Annotated in this window: 20 protein-coding genes; 8 read left to right on the top strand and 12 right to left on the bottom strand. The window is 58.9% G+C overall.

The window, feature by feature from the left end:
* Entirely contained in the window at positions 1-654 is a 654-nt protein-coding gene (locus ACR0D8_RS08540) for a hypothetical protein (RefSeq protein WP_480645738.1), read from the top strand.
* Between the two features lie 275 nt (positions 655-929).
* On the opposite strand, the gene acnA is transcribed toward ACR0D8_RS08540, so the two are convergent.
* Entirely contained in the window at positions 930-3620 is a 2691-nt protein-coding gene (gene acnA, locus ACR0D8_RS08535) for an aconitate hydratase AcnA (RefSeq protein WP_480645737.1), read from the bottom strand.
* A gap of 228 nt (positions 3621-3848) precedes the next feature.
* On the opposite strand from acnA, the gene ACR0D8_RS08530 reads away from it, so the two are divergent.
* On the top strand, positions 3849-4550 hold the full coding sequence (locus ACR0D8_RS08530; RefSeq protein WP_480645736.1) for a DUF1223 domain-containing protein: 702 nt from the start codon (positions 3849-3851) through the stop codon (positions 4548-4550).
* On the opposite strand, the gene ACR0D8_RS08525 is transcribed toward ACR0D8_RS08530, so the two are convergent.
* From ACR0D8_RS08525 to purB, 4 genes are all read right to left on the bottom strand, one after another.
* Positions 4551-5474: a lysophospholipid acyltransferase family protein gene (locus ACR0D8_RS08525; RefSeq protein WP_480645735.1), complete on the bottom strand. Its 924-nt coding sequence runs from the start codon at positions 5472-5474 to the stop codon at positions 4551-4553. It abuts the gene before it with no gap.
* Positions 5475-5588: 114 nt separating this feature from the next.
* Positions 5589-6680, bottom strand: coding sequence for a flagellar motor switch protein FliG (locus ACR0D8_RS08520; RefSeq protein WP_480645734.1), 1092 nt, complete (start codon positions 6678-6680; stop codon positions 5589-5591).
* A gap of 68 nt (positions 6681-6748) precedes the next feature.
* Positions 6749-7291, bottom strand: a complete 543-nt coding sequence (locus tag ACR0D8_RS08515) for a tetratricopeptide repeat protein (protein WP_480645733.1) — start codon at positions 7289-7291, stop codon at positions 6749-6751.
* Positions 7292-7669: 378 nt separating this feature from the next.
* Positions 7670-8974: an adenylosuccinate lyase gene (purB, locus tag ACR0D8_RS08510; protein ID WP_480645732.1), complete on the bottom strand. Its 1305-nt coding sequence runs from the start codon at positions 8972-8974 to the stop codon at positions 7670-7672.
* Between the two features lie 89 nt (positions 8975-9063).
* On the opposite strand from purB, the gene ACR0D8_RS08505 reads away from it, so the two are divergent.
* From ACR0D8_RS08505 to ACR0D8_RS08495, 3 genes are all read left to right on the top strand, one after another.
* A complete protein-coding gene (locus tag ACR0D8_RS08505) occupies positions 9064-9396 on the top strand; it encodes a hypothetical protein (protein ID WP_480645731.1) in 333 nt (110 codons plus the stop codon).
* The gene (locus ACR0D8_RS08500; RefSeq protein WP_480645730.1) at positions 9393-9815 is read left to right on the top strand and encodes a DUF6314 family protein; all 423 of its coding nucleotides are present in this window, start codon (positions 9393-9395) and stop codon (positions 9813-9815) included. The genes ACR0D8_RS08505 and ACR0D8_RS08500 overlap by 4 nt, the downstream gene beginning before the upstream one ends.
* Before the next feature lie 76 nt (positions 9816-9891).
* Complete coding sequence (locus ACR0D8_RS08495; RefSeq protein ID WP_480645729.1) at positions 9892-10479, top strand: biotin transporter BioY; 588 nt, start codon at positions 9892-9894, stop codon at positions 10477-10479.
* Between the two features lie 93 nt (positions 10480-10572).
* Here ACR0D8_RS08495 and ACR0D8_RS08490 read toward each other — a convergent pair whose 3' ends face one another.
* Positions 10573-11787, bottom strand: a complete 1215-nt coding sequence (locus ACR0D8_RS08490) for a bifunctional alpha/beta hydrolase/OsmC family protein (RefSeq protein ID WP_480645728.1) — start codon at positions 11785-11787, stop codon at positions 10573-10575.
* Between the two features lie 244 nt (positions 11788-12031).
* On the opposite strand from ACR0D8_RS08490, the gene ACR0D8_RS08485 reads away from it, so the two are divergent.
* Positions 12032-12226: a hypothetical protein gene (locus ACR0D8_RS08485; protein WP_480645727.1), complete on the top strand. Its 195-nt coding sequence runs from the start codon at positions 12032-12034 to the stop codon at positions 12224-12226.
* Positions 12227-12230: 4 nt separating this feature from the next.
* Here the strand turns inward: ACR0D8_RS08485 and dddP are convergent, their stop codons facing one another.
* Positions 12231-13574, bottom strand: coding sequence for a dimethylsulfonioproprionate lyase DddP (gene dddP, locus ACR0D8_RS08480; RefSeq protein WP_480645726.1), 1344 nt, complete (start codon positions 13572-13574; stop codon positions 12231-12233).
* A gap of 121 nt (positions 13575-13695) precedes the next feature.
* On the opposite strand from dddP, the gene ACR0D8_RS08475 reads away from it, so the two are divergent.
* The gene (locus tag ACR0D8_RS08475; protein ID WP_480645725.1) at positions 13696-14439 is read left to right on the top strand and encodes a heme-dependent oxidative N-demethylase family protein; all 744 of its coding nucleotides are present in this window, start codon (positions 13696-13698) and stop codon (positions 14437-14439) included.
* A 37-nt stretch (positions 14440-14476) separates the two neighbouring features.
* On the opposite strand, the gene ACR0D8_RS08470 is transcribed toward ACR0D8_RS08475, so the two are convergent.
* From ACR0D8_RS08470 to ACR0D8_RS08450, 5 genes are all read right to left on the bottom strand, one after another.
* Complete coding sequence (locus ACR0D8_RS08470; protein ID WP_480645724.1) at positions 14477-15388, bottom strand: hypothetical protein; 912 nt, start codon at positions 15386-15388, stop codon at positions 14477-14479.
* Between the two features lie 198 nt (positions 15389-15586).
* Positions 15587-16375, bottom strand: a complete 789-nt coding sequence (locus tag ACR0D8_RS08465; protein WP_480645723.1) for a lytic murein transglycosylase — start codon at positions 16373-16375, stop codon at positions 15587-15589.
* Positions 16376-16443: 68 nt separating this feature from the next.
* Entirely contained in the window at positions 16444-17088 is a 645-nt protein-coding gene (locus ACR0D8_RS08460; protein WP_480645722.1) for an MSMEG_1061 family FMN-dependent PPOX-type flavoprotein, read from the bottom strand.
* A 99-nt stretch (positions 17089-17187) separates the two neighbouring features.
* Entirely contained in the window at positions 17188-18594 is a 1407-nt protein-coding gene (gene glnA, locus ACR0D8_RS08455) for a type I glutamate--ammonia ligase (protein ID WP_475161801.1), read from the bottom strand.
* Positions 18595-18626: 32 nt separating this feature from the next.
* Complete coding sequence (locus ACR0D8_RS08450) at positions 18627-18965, bottom strand: P-II family nitrogen regulator (protein WP_475161798.1); 339 nt, start codon at positions 18963-18965, stop codon at positions 18627-18629.
* Between the two features lie 169 nt (positions 18966-19134).
* Between ACR0D8_RS08450 and ACR0D8_RS08445 the strand changes: the two genes are divergently transcribed.
* Positions 19135-20871: an NAD(P)H-hydrate dehydratase gene (locus ACR0D8_RS08445; protein ID WP_480645721.1), complete on the top strand. Its 1737-nt coding sequence runs from the start codon at positions 19135-19137 to the stop codon at positions 20869-20871.
* Positions 20872-21054: the final 183 nt, after the last annotated feature.

Here is a 21054-nt window from a genome sequence, read left to right as displayed (position 1 = left end):
ATGGACAACGCGGAGTTTTTGAACGACGTCGTCACGATTACCCGCCTCGGGGCGGTCACCGTCCTTTTGTGGTTCGGCACCCGCATGTGGGAACTGTGGCGCAAAACCCGACAAAGACAGGAAGACCGTGACGCATTGTTGCGCGCATTATTCGCCGAGGTGGATTTCAACACCGAAGACCTGACCCGGTTTCTGGACAACGCGCCGGAACTGACCCTGTTTGAAAAACTCTTCCAAAAGAAGGGCTATATCCCTCATGTCACCGATGCGCGCCACACCGAAGTGTACAAGTCGCGCATCAAAGAACTGCATTTTCTCGAAGATGATCTGATATCCGATTTCGTGAAATTCTACGGAGGGCTCGAAAAGGTCAGGTCACAGATCGAGGGGCTGCACAACGCCAGCTTTCTGGAGATATCGGTTGCGGGCAAAGTCGGCACGATCCGCAATTTGTACAAAACCTGCGAAGCCTGCGAGAATTTTGGCTACAGCATCCTTGGGCGGATGGAGGGACGGTTCACGGACTTAAAATTAAAAAGGCGCCCTAAACAGATGTTCGGGCACCATCAAAGCAATGAGGATGAGCTTTCACACAGGATGAAAGCCTTAACGTCAAACTTGGATCGGATCAGGTCCAAAAGTCATGATTCATAGTCTCCTCTGATACACCCCAAATATAGGCGTCGCGCCCCTTACTTTCAAGTAAATGCAGCGGTCCGGGCGGGAAGGCCGCAGAGATGTTGCATTCGATCCTTCAGGCAGCTCTCGGTTCAGATGAGAAATAGCCCAAAAGTGGCAGATTTCAAAGTGATTTCCCGGTTCGTCCGTACTTGGAAACGCCCCCGTTCTAAGAGCGGATTACCCGGCAAAACCACGAAAAAAAGGCGCCCCGGGGCGGGACGCCTTTGATTTTCAGCATTCAACGGCCATCAGCCTGCTTTGGCCAGGTTCCGCAGCACATATTGCAGCACGCCACCGTTTTCGATGTATTCGATCTCGGGTGCGGTATCGATACGGCACTTCAGGGTGATGGTCTTCTCGGTCCCGTCACCATAGACGATGGTGCAGGGCACTTCCTGCAGCGGCTCAACCGAGTCCAGACCCTGGATCGAGACGGTTTCGTCGCCCTTCAGGCCCAGCGACTTGCGGGTGTCGCCGCCGGTGAATTCGAACGGAATCACGCCCATGCCAACCAGGTTCGAGCGGTGGATACGCTCAAAGCTTTCGGCGATCACGGCTTTGACGCCCAGAAGCGCGGTGCCCTTGGCCGCCCAGTCACGCGAGGAACCCGCGCCGTACTGTTCGCCGCCAAAGACGACCAGCGGGGTACCCTGTTCCTGATAGGCCATTGACGCCTCGTAAACCGAGGTTTGCTGGCCGTCGGGACCCTTGGTATATCCACCCTCGACGCCATCCAGCATCTCGTTCTTGACGCGGATATTGGCGAAGGTGCCGCGCATCATGATCTCGTGGTTGCCACGGCGCGACCCGTACGAGTTGAACTCGCGCGGCTGAACCTGACGGTCGGTCAGATACTTGCCGGCCGGTGTGGTCGTCGCGAAGGACCCCGCGGGCGAGATGTGGTCGGTGGTGATCATGTCACCCAGGATCAGCAGAACCTTGGCGCCGTCGATGTTCGAGATGGTGCCCGGCTCAGCCCCCATGCCCTGGAAATAGGGCGGGTTCTGGATGTAGGTCGATGTCGCAGGCCAGTCATAGGTCTCTTGCTGCGGAACATCGACGCCCTGCCACTTTTCGTCACCTTTGAAGACGTCGGCATACTTCGACTGGAACGCTTCGCGGGTCACGGTCTGTTCGACCAGTTCCGCGACTTCCTGCGCCGAGGGCCAGATGTCTTTCATGAAGACGTCGTTGCCGTCCTTGTCCTGACCGATCGGTTCCGAGGTCAGGTCGATATCCAGCGTGCCGGCCAGCGCATAGACCACAACCAGCGGCGGTGAGGCCAGATAGTTGGCGCGCACATCAGGGCTGATCCGGCCTTCGAAGTTCCGGTTGCCCGACAGGACCGAAGTGGCGACCAGATCGCCTTCGGCGATGGCTTCCGAAATTTCCTGCTGGATCGGACCCGAGTTGCCGATACAGGTCGTGCAGCCGTAGCCCACGAGGTTGAAGCCGATCTTGTCCAAATCGTCCTGCAGGCCGGCGGCCTCAAGATAGGCGGACACGACCTGCGAGCCCGGTGCCAGCGAGGTTTTGACCCAGGGCTTGCGATCCAGACCCAATGCGGCGGCTTTGCGCGCCACCAGACCCGCGCCGATCATCACGTAAGGGTTCGAGGTGTTGGTGCAGGAGGTGATCGAGGCGATCACCACCTTGCCCGATTCCATGGTGTAATCTTCGCCTTTGACGGCGACTTCCTTGCCCATCGGGCGCTTGAAAGTCTCTTCCATCTCCCTGGTGAAAGCGGCCTTGGCGTCGGTCAGGGCAACATAGTCCTGCGGGCGTTTCGGACCCGAGATCGCGGGAACGATGGTGCCCATATCCAGCGAGAGGGTGTCGGTGTAGATCGGCGCATAGTCCGCGCCGCGCCAGAAACCGTTTTCCTTGGCATAGGCTTCGACCAGCGCGATGCGGTCTTCGTCGCGGCCGGTGTTGCGCAGATAGCGCAGGGTTTCGTTGTCGATCGGGAAGAAGCCACAGGTCGCACCATATTCCGGCGCCATGTTGGCGATGGTTGCGCGGTCGGCCAGCGGCAGACGGTCCAGACCGCTCCCGTAGAATTCGACGAACTTGCCGACTACGCCTTTTTCGCGCAGCATCTCGACAACTTTCAGAACAAGGTCGGTGCCGGTGGTGCCTTCGACCAGATCACCGGTCAGTTCAAAGCCCACAACCTCGGGGATCAGCATCGAGATCGGCTGACCCAGCATTGCGGCCTCGGCCTCGATCCCGCCGACGCCCCAGCCCAGAACTGCCATGCCGTTGACCATGGTGGTGTGGCTGTCGGTGCCGACCAGCGTGTCGGGATAGGCGACCTCGTCCCCGTTCTGATCGGTGTCGGTCCAGACGGTCTGGGCTAGATATTCCAGGTTCACCTGGTGGCAGATACCGGTTCCGGGGGGCACAACGCGGAAGTTGTTGAAGGCGTTCTGGCCCCATTTCAGGAACTGGTAGCGCTCCATGTTGCGCTCATACTCGCGGTCCACGTTCATCTGGAAAGCACGCGGATTGCCGAACTCGTCGATCATGACCGAGTGGTCGATGACCAGATCGACCGGGTTCAGCGGGTTGATCTTTTGCGCGTCACCGCCCAGACCCTTGATCCCGTCGCGCATCGCGGCCAGATCGACCACAGCCGGCACGCCGGTAAAGTCCTGCATCAGCACGCGGGCCGGGCGATAAGCGATCTCGCGCGGGTTTTTACCGCCACTTGCGCCCCATTCGGCGAAGGCCTTGATGTCGTCAACCGAGACCGAGAAACCGTCATCCTCGAACCGCAGCATGTTTTCCAGCACCACTTTCAGCGCCGCCGGCAGTTTCGAGAAATCACCCAGACCGGCCTCTTGCGCGGCGGGGATCGAATAATAGGAGATGGACTTACCATTCACGCTCAGGCTGCGGCGTGTCTTGGCGGTATCCTGTCCGACTTTGATGGGCATCTAATGGCCTCCCTCTCAAATGACGTGGATTTTGGGATTCGCTGATGGCTATCTGCATCACCGGGGCGCGCGGTTCAAGGTCCAAGACGCCGGGTGCGGCATTTTTTGTATACCATTGCACACATTTTTGCGATTTTGCGATGTCCGACGTCTCAAGAAACCTTGATTGGAGGTTGAACCGCATTCCGTCTAAACCTGTGAGGCACCCGACGATACCCGAGATTCAATATGTTCAGATCCGTTGCAGCGACCACACTTGTTTCCCTTTTTCTATGTACCGCTGCGGTGGCCGAAGACGATCCGGTCGTTGTGGAGCTGTTTACGTCACAGGGGTGTTCGTCCTGCCCGCCCGCGGATCGTATCATGCATGACCTAGCCAAGCGGGACGATGTCATCGGTCTGGCCTTGCATGTGGATTATTGGGACTACATCGGCTGGAAAGATGAATATGCCGACCCCGATCACACCTTGCGCCAGCGCGCCTATGCGCGGCAGGGCGGACGGTCGATGATCTACACGCCACAGATGGTGGTGAACGGCCAGCAGGATGTCGTGGGTGCTCAATCGCGTGAGCTGGATCGTCTGATCAACGCTCATCTGAAAGCCGCGCCCGAGGCTTCGGTGACCGCAACCCGATCCGGCGATGACGTGACCGTGAATGTGGTTCCTGTCGCCCTTTCTGCCGGAGAAACCTATGACATCCGGGTCGTGCAGTATTCGCCCATGCGCCATGCCTCAATCCGCCGTGGAGAGTTGGCGGGGCATGAGCTGGACTATGCCAATGTCGTGGAATCCTGGCAGGTTGCCGGGCAATGGAACGGGGCAGACGCGCAGCAGTATGCGGCTGAACTGACGTCGGACCTACCGGCCGTCGTAATGGTGCAAAGGGCAGGGCATGGCCCCATCATCGCGGCCGCCAGGGTCAAGTGATCAGGGCATATCCTCGGGCTGTACGCCCAGTCCGTTCCAGGCTTTCCAGCGCCGGTGAATCCAAAACCACTGGCCCATGTGCTGACGAACCATCGTCTCAAGATCGTCATTGGTGAACTGCGTCATGGTTTTGGGGTCGGTATGCGGTACCGGGTCATGCAGAACGATTTCGAAATCTATGCCATTGGGCTGGCGCACCGCGTAACAGGGAATGAGGACCGCATTGTATTTCATTGCCAGTTCCGCATTCAGAACCGATGTCACAGCCGGCTTGCCAAAGAACATCAACTCTTCGCCGCCATGGGCGTGCAGGTCCGAGACGATGGCGATAATCCCGCCTTTCTTGAGCGCGCGGACCATTTCAACCATGCCACGGCGGCCCTGTTCGAACATGGGCGCACCGGTCTTGTAGAAGGCATCGACATACATGTCGTTGAAATACGGATTGGCCATCCGCCGATACAGGCAGCCAATCGGCTGACCGCTGCGGGCCTGCAAAGCGATCCGCGCGGCCAGATAATGGCCGAAATGCGCGGTGATCATCATCACCGGACGCCCGGCGGCCACGGCCTCGTCAAAGGCGGCAACACCAGGGCCGGACAGTTTGGCGCCGCGCTGACGTTCGGTGAACCCTTCGGGCGAGAAATGCTCCATGATGGCGCGGCCCGCATTGTCGGGCACCGCCTTGCAGATACGGCGCACTTCGCTGTCGGGCAGATCCGGGCAGGTGAGTTTCAGGTTGCTGCGCACCCGTTTGGTGAAGCCCACCAAGGGCGCGAGGCCGCGAACGATGGCGCCCATGGCACCGATGCGCCGTTCGTATGGCAGCAGGCGCATTGCACCAATAACACCTTTCAGAAACAGGCCGGTAACATAGTATTTTCCAAGCTCTACGCGGCTTAGTTCCGACTTTTCGACGGGCATATGTAAGTCTCACCGGCTGTTGCGATTTGCCGGGCCAGACATACAAGGTGCACCCTTCAACCACAAGCGTTCCGATGCGCGGCGATTGGCAGTGGGTTCGAAACCCCCCACGCATCATTCTTCGCCGTCTTCTTCGACAAGGGAAATTGTGCCGTCGTCTACCAGCGTGCGAATGGCGCCGACTATTTGTGTCATCGCGTCCTCGGCATCCGATTGCCTGACCTTGCCGCGCTCTGCGATTTCTTCGCGCAGGTTCTCGGCCATGCGGGACGACATGCTGGACAGCAGAAACTCAGCTGTGGCTTTGTCGTCTTCCGTCGACGCTCCGGCCAGCGCGGTGACCAGATCAGCCTGATCCACACCGCGAAGCAGCACGGGCACGTCGCGGGGCAAAATCCGCGCGGGAATGTGGGCGAAGGTAAAAATCGACTGGCGCACGACACTGGCGAAATCCGAATCCTCTTCGTCCAGAGCCGTCAAAAGGCCATCGCGGGTCGATGCGGCGGACTGGTTCAGGATTGCGCCCACACGTGCGCCGGGGTTTTCCGAGAAGGCCTGCGAGGGGCGCTGATCCAGTTGCGCTGCCAGCGACCAGCCTATGCGTTCCACCGCCTCAGGCGTGACATTACCGGTTTTCGACACGGCATAGGTGATCCTTCGGGCGATCGGGCCGGGCAGATGCCCCAGCAATTGCGCGGCCTTTGCCGTTTCCAGTTTCGACAACATCACGGCCGCGACTTCGGTGCTTTCGGCCTGCGCCATTCCGGCCAGGTCCTCGGCCGGGATTTCACGCAGGCGCTGCCAGGGATCACCAATCTGACGCACGCCGGCCACCTTGCGCAAGCGAGCCGCTGTAGCCGGCGCGATCTTGCCGTTCACGGCATCCAGCGCACCTGCAAGACCATGCGGGAAAGACAGGCCGACGCTGTCCAAAGCCGCGGCAAATTCCTGTGCGACGGCATCCAGCGTGATGCGGTCCACAAGACCCATCTGACCCAATTGATGGGTCAGTTTCTCCTGCAAGGCGTCGGGAAGGTCTTCCAGCGGGATATCCGCGCCTTCGTTCAACAGAAGGCGCACGACAACGGCGGCTTTTTGTCGGCTGCTGAGGGTGCGCGGCACGACCCGGGGCGCGTCGTCTGTTTTGTCGGCACCCGGAGCTGGCGCCCCCGGTGCAACCTGTACCAAAGAGTGTGTGTCCTGCATCTGCCTGCGGTGCCAATATTTCGTTCCGCAGGCAGGTTACGAAGAATCAGGTAAAGAAAGGTTGAAGCCTAGTAGCTGTAGGTCAGGCCGGTGCGGATGGCTTCGCGCAGGGATGCCTCGGCCCAGGTGCCGTCACCGCCACGCGCCTTGATTTCGCGCCATTGCTCGATCGCCAGATCGGTTTTTCCTTCGGCCACAAAACCCTGACCCATATAGCTGCGGGCCAGAATGTTATCCGGATTTGCCTCGATGGCGTTGTTGTAGAAAACATTCGCCAGTTCCAGTTCGCCCATCTTACGGTAGGTGAAGCCCCAGTAGGTCAGAACGCGGTCATCCCGCTGATCCATGATGCGCAGAATGTCCTGGGCGTTTTCGTACTGCCCGTCATAGGCCAGTTCACGCACGGCATCATACAGCTGATCTTCGGTAAAATTGGTCTTGTTCGGTTTGACGCAACGCCCGGCATCCTTGTCATAGACGCGCCCGAACAGGCATTTCTTGGTTGTATTCGTTGGCTTGGGGGCAGTGCTGCCACCGCCGCCTGCGGCAAATGCAACAGGTGCGAAGACAAAAGCCTGAAGGGCAATAGCTGAAACTAATACAAGGCGCATTTTCCTACTCCGTTCTCTGGGCTGCTCTGATCAAGCATAGCGCGATCTGATAAAAAGCTAACAACCGCCGGCTCGCTTTTATTCACAAGTAGGAAAACTATTTCTCAGCTGTTCACGATTTTGGCGCAGGTTTGGCTGGCCGTGTCCCAATAGCTTCCGGGTGCGCAGGATTGGGTTTGTTTGGAATGGCCGCTGCAGGCCAGTGCAACCGAGGCTGAACAGCTAAGCGCAAGAGCGCAAATAAGGGTGCGGATCATCGTGTCTCTCCCGTTCGGACAACACGCACAGCATAGCCGATTTTGCGTCATCTGGCAAAAGAACAGGACCCGGAACGCGTTATGCGAACCGGGCCCTCTGAACCACTTGATCGAACTGGGATTATTCGCCGAAGACGCGGGCGAAAATCGTATCGACGTGTTTTGTGTGGTAGCCGAGGTCGAACTTTTCCTCGATCTCTTCCGCGCTCAGCGCAGCGGTCACCTCGGCGTCGCCCAGCAGTTCGGTTTTAAAGTCCTTGCCTTCCTCCCAGACCTTCATCGCATTGCGCTGCACCAGGCGATACGCGTCTTCGCGGCTGACGCCGGCCTGGGTCAGGGCCAGCAGTACGCGCTGGCTCATCACCAGACCGCGGAACTTGTTCATGTTGGCCAGCATGTTTTCAGGATAGACAACCAGCTTGTCGATGACGCTTGTCAGGCGCGACAGGGCAAAATCCAGCGTGACGGTGGCGTCAGGGCCGATGTTGCGCTCGACTGACGAGTGCGAGATGTCACGCTCGTGCCATAGCGCCACATTCTCCATCGCCGGAACCACGGCCATGCGCACCAGGCGGGCGAGACCGGTCAGGTTCTCGGTCAGCACCGGGTTGCGCTTGTGCGGCATCGCGGACGAGCCCTTTTGACCTTTCGAGAAGAACTCTTCGGCCTCCAAAACTTCGGTCCGCTGCATGTGGCGGATTTCGATGGCGATGTTTTCAATGCTGCTGGCGATGACGCCCAGCGTGGCAAAGAAAGCCGCGTGACGGTCGCGCGGAATGACCTGCGTGCTGATCGGCTCGGGCACCAGACCTAGTTGGTCGCAAACATGTTCTTCGACCCGAGGATCGATATTGGCAAAGGTGCCGACCGCGCCGCTGATCGCACCGGTGGCGATTTCCGCGCGGGCGTCGCGCATGCGGGACAGGTTGCGGTCCATTTCGGCGTAGAAACGCGCAAAGGTCAGGCCCATTGTCGTCGGCTCGGCATGGATGCCGTGGCTGCGACCGATACGAACCGTTTCCTTATGCTCAAAAGCGCGACGCTTCAGGGCGGCCAGCAGACCTTCGAGATCGGCGATGAGGATATCGGCGGCGCGGGTCAGTTGCACGTTGAAACAGGTATCCAGCACGTCGGAACTGGTCATGCCCTGATGTACGAAACGCGCCTCGTCACTGCCAACATGCTCAGCCAGATGAGTGAGGAAGGCGATGACATCGTGCTTGGTGACGGCCTCGATCTCGTCAATGCGGGCCACATCGAATTCCACGTCTTTGGCCTTCCACACAGCCTCTGCGTTTTCGCGCGGGATCACGCCCAGATCGGCCATGGCGTCGCAGGCATGCGCTTCGATCTCGTACCAGATGCGGAACTTGGTCTCGGGCGACCAGATGGCGACCATATCGGGGCGTGAATAACGTGGAATCATTGGCAACAGCACCTTTTTGTGTTTTGGCATGAGGCGATGCGGCGGGGTTTAAACCCACCCGCACAAGGGAACAAGGCGCGAGTGCTGGGATGAGACGGTTTGCCCTGATTTTGATCCTTTGGCCCGGACTTTTGCTTGCGGACGGGTTCCGCCAATTGTCCGGCGACGAGATCCTGGTTGCTCTGACCGGCAAGAAACTGGGTTACGGCGACGGCATCTGGCAGACCTTCGACAGTTCCATGTCGACGCATTATTTCTCGGGACGTCCAAGCACCGGTCGCTGGGCGGTGCGCAAAGACCGGTATTGCTCAATTTGGCCGCCATCGGATTTATGGGCCTGCTACGATGTTCACCAAAAGGGCGACGTGATCCGCTTTGTCGATGACAACGGGGGGTTCACCGATGGAACCTATTCTGAATGAATCTGCCTCACAGTCTTTCCGATTTTGAAGGTCACTGGACCCTGACCCGCACCATCCGCGACGCGCGGGCTGGTCAGGTCGTGCAGGCCGACGGCGTGGCCCAATTCTACCGTGCTGACGGTGGGTTGATCTATGACGAAGAGGTCACGCTGCGTATCCCGGGCCAGCCTGAAATGAAGGGCACGCGCAGATATCTGTGGCGCGATACGGGCGGTGCGGTTGCGGTCAGCTTCGATGACGGGCGCTACTTTCATTCGCTGAAACTGGGTTCGCCCCAGGCGGCGGATCACCACGATTGCCCCCCGGACAGCTACGATGCCCTTTATGATTTCACCGGCTGGCCGCGCTGGAATGTCCGGTGGACGGTGGCGGGGCCCAGAAAATCCTATGAAATGGACACGGAATACACTTTGCGATAGCGTAATCATCTTGCAGCGAAGGCCCTGACAGGGCATTGCTGTCCCAGAATCTCGGTCCGAATTGGGAGAAGTGAAGATGAATGCAAACGTTCTGGCCAACGCGATTGGCCCGCGTGAGGGAACGGCGCTGCGCGTCAAGCAGGTGGTTCTGGTTGCGCTGGGCATCGTTGCGCTGGCAATCGCCGCGAAAATCAAAGTGCCGATGTGGCCGGTTCCGATCACCATGGGCACATTTGCCGTTCTGACCATCGGCACCGCCTATGGCGCGCGTCTGGGTCTGGTCACCATGCTGGGCTATCTGCTGGTTGGTGCGCTGGGCTTTGACGTATTCGCCGGGTCGTCGGCCGAGAAGTTCGGTCTAACCTATATGATGGGTGGCACCGGCGGCTATCTGGTCGGTTATCTGCTGGCAACCGTTCTGCTGGGCGCGCTGGCGGCGCGTGGCTGGGATCGCTCGGTCGGCAAGCTGGCTTTGGCGCTGGTTCTGGCAAACGTCCTGATCTACGTTCCCGGCCTGCTGTGGCTGGGTCAGCTTTATGGCTGGGACAAGCCGATCCTGGAATGGGGTCTGACACCGTTCCTGCTGGGTGATGCGATCAAACTGGTGCTGGCCGCGCTGCTGATCCCCGGCCTGTGGAAACTGGTGGGCAACGCCCGCACCTGATTTCCGGCAAACCTGAACAGACAGACCCGCGCGCGGACACGTCCACGCGCGGGTTTTTTTATGGCCTTCGCGGAAGATGCCGTGTGCGCGGGGTCAGGTCAGCAGTTCGGTCGTGATGCGGGCGGACCCTTCGAGGGTTCTGTGCACCGGGCATTTGTCGGCGATCTCCAGCAGCCGGGCGCGCTGTTCCTGATCCAGCGGTCCTTCCAGACGGATCTTGCGCCGGAATTGGTCGACCTTGCCGTCCCCGGCCAGTCCGGCGTCTTGCGCATGAACCTTGTCGTGGCACACATCGACGGAAATGCCCGTCAGCGGCCACCGCTTGCGCCGCGCATACATCCGGATTGTCATCGAGGTGCACGCGCCCAGCCCGGATGAGACGAACCCGTAAGGTGACATGCCGCGGTCGCTGCCACCATAAGAGGCGGGTTCATCCGCAACGGCGTGATGCCGCGGCCCCGACTGAATATCCTGCAGGAACCCGGCCGGGTCAGCCTCGGTCACGCGAACCACCCCTTCGGGCGCGCCGGGGGGCGGTGCGGGCGGGCAAAGGGCGACATATTTCGTGACCCATGCCGCGATAACGTCAGCGGCGTAATCCGCATCGGCTGCACGGGTGATCAGGTGGTCGGCATCGTCGAGCGTCACAAAGCTCTTGGGGTGTTTGGCGGCCAGAAAGATCGAACTGGCATTGTCGATGCTCACGGTATCGTCCCGCGGCGCATGCAGGATCAGCAGCGCGGCTTTCAGATCGGCAATCGCCGGGGTCAGTGCAGCCTCGGAGATATCATCCACGAATGCCCGGCCAATGCGAAAGGGACGCCCGCCCAATGTCACCTCGGCCGATCCGTCCTGTTGGATCTGTGGCAGGGCGTCTTCAAAGTGATGCGCCACATGCCCGGGATCGGCGGGCGCGCCAAGAGTAACGACGGCCTTGACACTTGGAATGCCGGCACGCGCCCTCAGGACGGCGGCACCGCCCAGCGAGTGGCCGATCAGCAGAGCCGGGGCCATGTTGCGCCCGGCCAGAAAGTGCGAAGCCGCGATCAGGTCTTCGACGTTCGAGGAAAAGGTCGTGTTGGCAAACTCGCCGCCCGAATGGCCCAGCCCGGTAAAATCAAAACGCAGAACGGCGATACCCATCGCCGCAAGACGCGCCGCAATCCGGCGTGCGGCGGGAATGTCCTTGGAACAGGTAAAGCAATGCGCAAACAATGCGGTTGCCAGCACCGGTCCTTCGGGCAAATCCAGGCGCGCAGCCAATTGGTTGCCGTCATGACCGGCAAAGGTAATGCGTTCGGTGGGCATATCAGGTCCTTACATATCGGGATGGGACCAATACTGTGTGCAAGCGGCTGGTGGCTCAACCCTTATGTAAGAAGCGTCACGGGAAGGTGACGGACGGATAGGAGCCCGCGTCGGGCGCTTGCGATAAGCGCGAATTTGTATTGTTCAATTTTTGTGATGCAAGTTCGATCAAATATTCGTTTCAATAAAGCTTCCCGCATCCTCATGTTGTGCCTGTGAAAGCAAATCAGCCAAGGAGGCTCAAATGGCACATACCGCATCCGCGCCGCGTGGCGCTGCTCTTCGTTCGGATATTTTAGTGATCATCGCCCTTACAGGGCTCATCGGATTTTCGATCGGTCAGAACTGGCCGGTAACCGCTGCACCGGCACCCGCAGCAACTGAAACCACGACCGAAGACTGGCACGGCAATGTCCGGCGGTCGACCTGGCCGAACTGATGCGTCAGTTCAGCCCCATGAGTTGCGGGTCGAACGGGTAGGTGGTGAGGTTTTCGAACCCGTCCTCGGTAATCAGAACCTGGTCTTCCAGTTTGATCGAGAAATCACCGCCGACCTCGCCGACTGCCGCTTCGACACACAGCACCATGCCGGGCTCCAGCGGATAGTCGTAGGCGCCCGGCACGGCCTTGTCCGGATAGGCGACCAGCGGCCATTCATCACATAGCCCGACACCGTGCATCAGGCAGCCGTATTTCTGAGCCTGAAACTTGTCGTCCAGCCGATGGCAGTTTGCGGTCAGTTCGGGGATCATCACACCGGGCTTCAGCATCTCCATATTGGTCATGATGTGTTCATGCGCATGCTGCATGGCATAGACCATGTCGGGGCGAGGCTTTTCGTCGCCGATCCACCACGTCCGGGAAATGTCGACGCAAATACCGTAAGAACCGATCAGGTCTGTATCAAAGGCAATGATCTCATTCTTCTGGGTGATCCGGGGGCCGCATTCCTGAAACCACGGATTGGTGCGCTGTCCCGACGTCAGCAGCCGGGTTTCGATCCACTCGCCCCCGCGCCGGATGTTTTCGGCATGCAGCACGGCCCAGATATCATCCTCGGACGTCTTTCCGTCGCCGACATTGGCGCGGGCAAACCTCTCCATCTCGGCCACTGCGGTTTCGCAGGCATGGCTGGCGCAGCGCATGGCCAATATCTCGTCCGGTCCCTTCACCGCGCGGGCCTTTTCGGTGACCTCTTCGCCTTCCATGATCTCAAAGCCCTGTGCTTCGAGCGCGCGCAGGCCGTGCAGCATGATCTTATCGACCGCCAGACGCCTGTTGCCGCCACCATGCGCGTCGATCAACACCCGCACCTCGTTCGAGAACACGTCAGCGGCCACATCCACCTTGTCGCCCCGATCGAAATAGAACAGGTCCGCCCCGGATCGCTGTTCGCGTACCAGCGGGTTGAACGTCGACAGGAACGGAGAGTTCTTGTAGTCCCAGATCACCATATACCCGTCGGCGCACAGCAACAGGGCGCGGAACGGGTTGTGCGTGTTCCACAACTGCATGTTGGTGCTGTCGGTGGCGTACCGGATGTTGAGCGGGTCGAACATCAAAAGACCGCCATAATCGCGATCGACAATCGCTTTGGTCAGGCGTTTCCATCTGTATTCGCGCATCTGCGCCAGGTTGGGCAGGGTCAGGCCGGCCGTTTCCCATTCCGAGAACGCCAGCTGTGTCGGGCCGATTTCGATGCGGTCCATATCGTTGGGTGTACCGTCCCCAAGTGTCGCGCCTTTGGTCGGGTCGATCTTGCGACTGTCGCGGTAGTGCTGGTTCATCTTGGGCCTCCCTGCCTGTTTTTAGCGTGGAGAATCATTTGGATGGCGTCTGAAATGTTTGCGACGGCCTTTTCGTCGCTTTTTGACCGACAAGGAAACGCACAGGTGATAGGTCGGTTTCATGACGACCATACTGCAGAATTCGATCCCCTACGATCCGCTGAAACCCCGTCCCTTGCCCGGCATCCAGCCCGCCAGCATGGAAACGTGGCTGCACCGCGACGATGCGTTCGCCGCGCAGATGCAGCGCCGCGAGGATTTGCTGGCTGAACGCCGTGCCGAGGTGCTGGCGCTGGATCAAGGCGCGGAACCGGCAGCGCAGGAGGTGCTGGATCTGGTCCTGCACCAAGCCTATCCGGGACATGGCGCGCACGTGACCCGCCCGGACAGGCAGGAGGTTCGGATCGACCGCGCACGTCCGATGGATACGCTGTGCAGACTGGTGCAGGAGGATATCTGCATCCTGCAAAAGCACGGGGACGAACACGTGCTGACCGGCGCAATCCTGTGCTTTCCCGCCAGTTGGCGCCTTTCCGAAAAGTTCACGCGCCCGCTGGTCGACATTCATGGGCCGGTCGCAAGTTATGACAGGGACATAGCGCGCCGGGTTCAACGCCTATTCGACGGAATTCAGCCCGGTCGCCCGCTGTGGCGGTTCAACGCGTTATGGTACGAGGATGCAGAACTCTATCAGCCGCGCAGCGCCAGCGAACCGCGCGATGTCAGAGACCGGGGGGCGGCAAATTTCCTGCGTACCGAACGCCAGACGCTTTTACGTCTGCCGCGGACACAGGCCGTGATCTTTTCGATCCATACATATGTCGTCAAAGCCGACAGCCTGCCCAAAATGGAAAACCCCGCCTGACGGCGGGGCCTCCAAGGAGGGTCTTTGTGTTGTCGTGTTACATGCCCAACGCGTTGGCGACACCGGCGAATGCACCGCTTGTGCTGAGAGCGGAGATCGCGACAGTATAGGCAAGCACCTGAGTATTAAGGCGAAAGTCTTCGCCCCTGATCAGGTTCACGGCGGCCATGGAGGCCGCGATGGGAACCGACACACTGGCCACGGCGCCCGTCAATCCCCAACTGGTCAGTCGCAGAATGTCACTGGGTCGTTCGTGGTCGAGGGGGCGTGTGTCGTCCCCATCCGTAGGCTGCTCGATTGGGTCTGTCCGAAAAGCGATGCTGAGCAACTGCTCATCCGACAACTGGATCGGCCGGGCTGCTGGTTTCAGCGCCTGTTTTTGTGCCTCATCCTGATCTTCTTCTGCTGGGATATCCATGCCCGCGAACGGGCCGGACACTGCCTCGAATATTTGTTTCCTGTCCCTCTGTTTGGTCGGGGTCAGTGTGTCAAAAGCGCTCATGAATTGCTCAATAGTCAGGACGGTGTTGGGGGACAGCCATTCAACGCGTTGTGTCGCGCAGATATCGACCATCCGATACAGGATCACCACCAGCATCAGTTCGGAGATTTCGCTGTCGTCCAGCAGCGTCGACACCGGAGAGACCGTGATCGTCAGCCGGTTCTTCGGCACAGTCACCAGAGGCTTTTGAATCGTCTTCAATCCGGCCGCCCGGTTCATGCGTTCGAACCGATCCTCATTTTCGGCCACACGGGTGTCCAGGGTAAGGCGCACGAGGTATTGGCTGGACACGATGCTGGCCTCGGTCGTGCTGAGCACGGTCTTGCGTTCAACCAGATGACCATAGTCCTGCAGGGTCATCGCAACGATCTTGCTGAACCGTTCGATCGAGCCTTCGGTCTCGCCGTTGAATTGCAGACCACCATGATAGCTGTGCTTGGGAGTCACTGCCCTGTCCTTCGTCGCATCCTGATTAGGAAACAATTTAACAATCGATATGGGGCAGATTTTGGCAAAAATGGAAAAAAAACAAAAATCCACGGGATTGATTACGCTATGGAAACCAAGGCATTTTGAGGGCTGATTAATGTCTGTGGCAACAATGTGGCCGGATTTGGGTGGGTCAGAATAGGTTCCGCGCCGGTCTCAACCGTCGATTCGGGCCGCCATTATGGCGATGGATTGCTGATAGACCGAGGCGGCGTTCCACTGTTGAATCACGGCGAAATTCGGCTGCCCCGGCTGATAACCCCGCCCCGGTTTCCACCCCTTTTTGCGTAGAAAATTGGCAGTTGAGGCCAGAGAGTCCGTCATGTTGTAGAAATCCACCCTGCCGTCGCCGGTGGCATCGACCCCGTAGGTGATGGCGTTTCCAGGCAGGAATTGCGTGTGCCCAAGTTCGCCATGTTTCGCCCCTTTTGTGGCTGTCGTAATGCTGCCTTGATCAACCAGTTTCAGTGCCCCGATCGCATGGGGGATAAAGAACTCGGACCGGCGACAATCGTAGGCCAGTGTTGTGATTGCGGAAACAACCTGGCTGTCACCCATGAAATTGCCAAACCCGGTTTCCATTCCGTGAATGGCAATCAGGACACCGGCGGGCACGCCATACTGGCGCTCCAGCGCGGCGTAGAACTGCGGGTTGCGGGCCTTGCGCTTGCGCCCCTGCGCAACAATCGTATCGGCGCCACGCACCTGCATGAATTTGTCCAGAGAATATTTGAAACTCTTCTGATTGCGGTCCGCGGCAATCGTGCGCGTTGCGTATTGAGTCTGCGCCAGCGCCTGCAACCCTTTCTTTTTTACCCCTGCGCGGCGGGCCTGTTTGGCAAAATCCTGTTTCCAGGCCTTGAACCCTGCGCTGGTGTTGCCGCAGGGTGCCGCAGCTGCGAAGGTCGGCAGAGCAAGAGAAAGGGCCAGGACAAAACGGAGCATGAGTGTAATCCAATATGAAAAGCAATTATCCCTCAGGCTACGCTGCCATCGGAATTCCGAAAAGGGGTTTAGTACAGGTCCAGTTCTCCGGTGCCTTTCAGGCTTTCAAACCATTCGTCGGGGGTTTTGTTGATCTTTGCGTGTTTCACCATCATCGCGTTCATGTTTGGCAGATCAGAGGAATCTGGCCAGTTTTCCGGCTGCCACAGATTGGCTCGGATGACGCATTTCGGGCAATGGGCAAATGCCGTGTCGACATGGATCAAAAGGGCCAGTTTGGGCGGATGGTCGTTGACCGCCATACCCTGCAACAAGTCGGGATCGGCGCAAATGCGGGCCGTTCCGCGGATACGCAGCGTTTCCATCTTGCCGGGAACAAAGAAGATCACACTGACGCGCGGGTCCTGCAAAACGTTGTGAAACGTATCCACACGCTTGTTGCCGGGTCTGTCTGGAATGGCGATCAACCTGTCCGAGATTACCTGAACGAACCCCTCAGGATCGCCGCGTGGCGAGATATCAAGATACCCGGTCGGATTGGCCGAAGCGATCAGGCAGAACGTAGACTTGTCGATAAAGTCGCGGCACATCTGATCCAGGGCCGTCAGTTCCTTGGCGATGATCTGGGGCAGGGGCGCTCCGGTTATGCGTTCCAAATCCTCAGCCGATGTCACGAAGTTTGAGAACTGCGAGAATTGTGTGTCAGACGACATGCGATCTCTCCTAACCGTGTGGTCCAAGTGTGAAAGATCGTGCCAGATGAAACAAGGGCGCCCGACCGGACGCCCTTGCTGATGTAACCCTGTGCCGGATCAGCAGCTGTAATACATGCCGTATTCAACCGGGTGCGGCGTGTGCTCGTAGGTTTCGACCTCTTCCATCTTCAACGCGATATAGCCGTCGATCTGGTCTTTGGTGAACACGTCGCCCTGCAACAGGAAGTCGTGATCGGCCGCCAGAGCTTCCAGAGCCTCACGCAGCGAGCCGCAAACGGTCTCGATACCGGCCAGTTCCTCGGCGGGCAGGTCGTAGAGGTTCTTGTCCATGGCTTCGCCCGGATCGATCTTGTTCTTGATGCCGTCCAGGCCGGCCATCAGCAGGGCGGCAAAGGCCAGGTAGGGGTTAGCGGCCGGATCGGGGAAACGGGCCTCGACGCGCTTGGCTTTCGGGCTTTCGGTCCACGGAATACGGACACAACCCGAACGGTTGCGGGCCGAATAGGCGCGCAGAACGGGGGCCTCGAAGCCCGGGATCAGGCGCTTGTAGCTGTTGGTCGACGGGTTGGTGAAAGCGTTAAGGGTCTTGGCATGCTTCAGAACACCACCGATGAACCACAGCGCCTCATCCGACAGATCGGCATATTTGTCGCCCGCGAACAGCGGCTTGCCGTCTTTCCAGATCGACATGTTCACGTGCATGCCGGTGCCGTTGTCGCCCGCGATGGGCTTCGGCATGAAAGTGGCCGATTTGCCATAGGCGTGGGCGACATTGTGGATGACGTATTTGTATTTCTGCAGCTCGTCGGCCTGTTTGGTCAGGCTGTCGAAGATCAGGCCCAGCTCATGCTGACACGAGGCAACCTCGTGGTGGTGCTTGTCCACTTTCATGCCCAGACGCTTCATGGTCGACAGCATTTCCGAACGCAGGTCCTGCGCTTCATCAACGGGGTTGACCGGGAAGTAGCCGCCCTTGACGCCGGGACGGTGGCCCATGTTGCCCATCTCGTATTCGGTGTCGGTGTTCCACGACGCGTCGGTTGCATCAACTTCGTAGGATACCTTGTTGATGCTGTTCGAAAAACGGACGTCGTCGAACAGGAAGAATTCAGCCTCGGGACCCATATAGGCAACGTCACCAATACCCGAGGATTTCAGGTATGCTTCGGCTTTCTGGGCAGTGCCGCGCGGGTCACGCTCATAGGCTTCACCGGTGTCGGGTTCCACGACCGAGCAGTGCAGGCAGATGGTCTTTTCCGCGTAGAACGGATCGACATAGGCGCTGTCGGTGTCGGGCATCAGTTTCATGTCCGATGCTTCGATCGACTTCCAGCCGGCGATGGACGAACCGTCGAACATGAAGCCCTCTTCCAGGAAGTCCTCATCAACCTGATCGGACATGATGGTCACATGCTGAAGCTTGCCGCGCGGGTCGGTAAAGCGGATGTCGACGTATTCGGCGTCTTCATCCCGGATCAGCTGAAGAACTGCGTCCTTGCTCATACTCTCTATTCCTCTGATTTGAGATTGTTCGATTACAGTGCTTCCGAGCCGGTCTCGCCGGTCCGGATGCGAATGGCTTGTTCGACGGGCGACACAAAGATCTTGCCGTCACCGATCTTGTCGGTCTTTGCGGCTGCAACGATGGCGTCGATGGCAGCATCGACCTGATCGTCGTCCAGAACGACCTCGACCTTTACCTTGGGCAGAAAGTCGACCACGTATTCCGCGCCGCGATACAGTTCGGTGTGACCTTTCTGACGGCCAAATCCCTTGACCTCGATCACGCTGAGGCCCTGAACGCCCACGTCCTGCAGCGCCTCTTTCACTTCGTCCAGTTTGAACGGTTTGATGATCGCTTCGATCTTCTTCATCCCGGGCTCCCTATACCTCTTGTCAGGATGGCAGTGACCACGTCTAAGATCGGTCGGCAATGTGATTGCGGAATTGCCCCCGTCCGGGCGCTTAGAAAGCAGGCGGTAGGTGAAATTTTGGTCAACTTGCCTAAAAAGTAATCGAAAATGAATCGCCGGGGGATTTGAGATGACGGAATTGCTGACAGCTGCGCAAATGCGGGCCATCGAATTGGCGGCCATCGACTCCGGTCAAGTGACCGGGCTGGAACTGATGGAACGCGCCGGGCGCGGGGTTGTCGAAGCGATTTTTGAAGAATGGCCGGAACTGGCAAAATCGCCTGGCCGGGCTGTGGTTCTGTGCGGGCCGGGGAACAATGGCGGCGATGGGTTTGTTGTGGCGCGTCTGTTGCGCGGCCAGGATTGGAAGGTCGAAGTTTTTCTGTACGGCGATCCGGAAAAGCTACCGCCGGATGCGCGGGTGAATTACGATTGGTGGCTGGGTTTGGGGGAGGTTTTACCGCTGACGGAACAGGACTTGCGCAAGGGTGGTTCTGCCGACCTTTACGTTGACGCTCTGTTCGGGACGGGACTAAAACGTGGTTTGGATGGTGAGCTGTTTAAAGTCGTTCGGCATCTTTCTGGTGTGAACGGGGACCATTACGCCGACCGTATGGTCAGCATTGACGCGCCATCCGGCTTGTGTTTGGACAGCGGGCGGGTGCTGCATCAAGAGCCATTGAATTTATGGCCTCCCGAGTTGCTGGAAAGTGTTCCTGCCGAGATGCGGAACAAGGTTGTCCGTGCGGGCGGCGCACGAGCTTTGCATGAACGTTTTGCGTGGTTGACCGTGTGTTTCGACAGCCCAAAGCCCGGGCATTTTCTGGCACAAGGGCCGGATTTGTGTGGCAAGCTTGTTGTGAAGGACATCGGTATTTCCATGCAGCGTTGCCGCTTTAACGGTGAACCGTATGACAGTGCCTTCACATGTGGCCCAACGGCTTCTCGCAGGGGAAGCCGCCCTGCATTCCTGACCCTTGCCGAGACACCGGGTCGCGTGAAAGATGAGCGAACATGGGGTGGGTTGCCACTCTATCTCTTGCCCAAATACAAACAGCATCACAAGTTCAACCACGGCCATGCCCTCATCCTCTCCGGCGGTACCACGAAAACCGGGGCCGCGCGGCTGGCGGCGCGGGGGGCTTTGCGCATAGGGGCAGGGTTGGTGACAATGGCGGTGCCTCCGGCCGCTCAGATGGAGGTCGCGGCGCAGGTGACCGCGATCATGTTGCAGCGGGTTGAGGGCGCGGATGGCTTGACAGACGTGCTGAAGGATGAGCGGCTGAACGCTCTTTGTCTTGGTCCGGGATTGGGCATAGATCGCGCGCGGGAGCTCGTGCCGGCTGCCCTTACGGCCCGACGTGCAACGGTTCTGGACGCCGACGCGCTGACGGCGTTTGCGGATGATCCGGCCGCGTTGTTCTCTCAACTCCACGAAAACTGTGTTCTGACGCCCCATGGCGGAGAGTTTTCGCGGCTGTTCCCGGATATTGCCGAGAAGCTGGCAGCAATACCAACCAAAGGCCCGGCTTTTTCCAAGGTGGATGCCACTCGAGAGGCTGCAAAAAGGGCAGGGTGTGTCGTGTTGTTCAAAGGGCCGGATACGGTAATCGCTGCCCCGGATGGGCGATGTTCGATCAACGCGGCTTTCTACGAACGCGCCGCTCCGTGGCTGGCAACCGCAGGATCGGGCGATGTGCTGGCCGGGTTCATCACCGGCTTGCTGGCCCGCGGGTTCGAACCAATGCAGGCGGCGGAAACGGCGGCGTGGCTGCACGTGGAATGCGCGCGTTCATTCGGGCCGGGCCTGATCGCCGAGGACTTGCCCGAGCAATTGCCTAAGGTTCTTAAAGAACTGAATATTTGATTGGTTGAGCGGGATTTGGCCGACGATCTGTCATGTCGGCGACAAATGGCCTATGGCGCCACCAGCCAGCCAAAGCGAGTGTTTGCCAGACGCGAGGCCGAGCGTCAGACTTTGTTTGGAGTATGCCTCCGGCTGCGAGGGACTCGCGGATAACAAATTGATAAGAATAGGAAATAAAACCGG

The sequence above is a fragment of the Ruegeria sp. BG10 genome (genome assembly GCF_056538575.1).
This window is presented reverse-complemented; position numbering and strand designations above follow the sequence as displayed.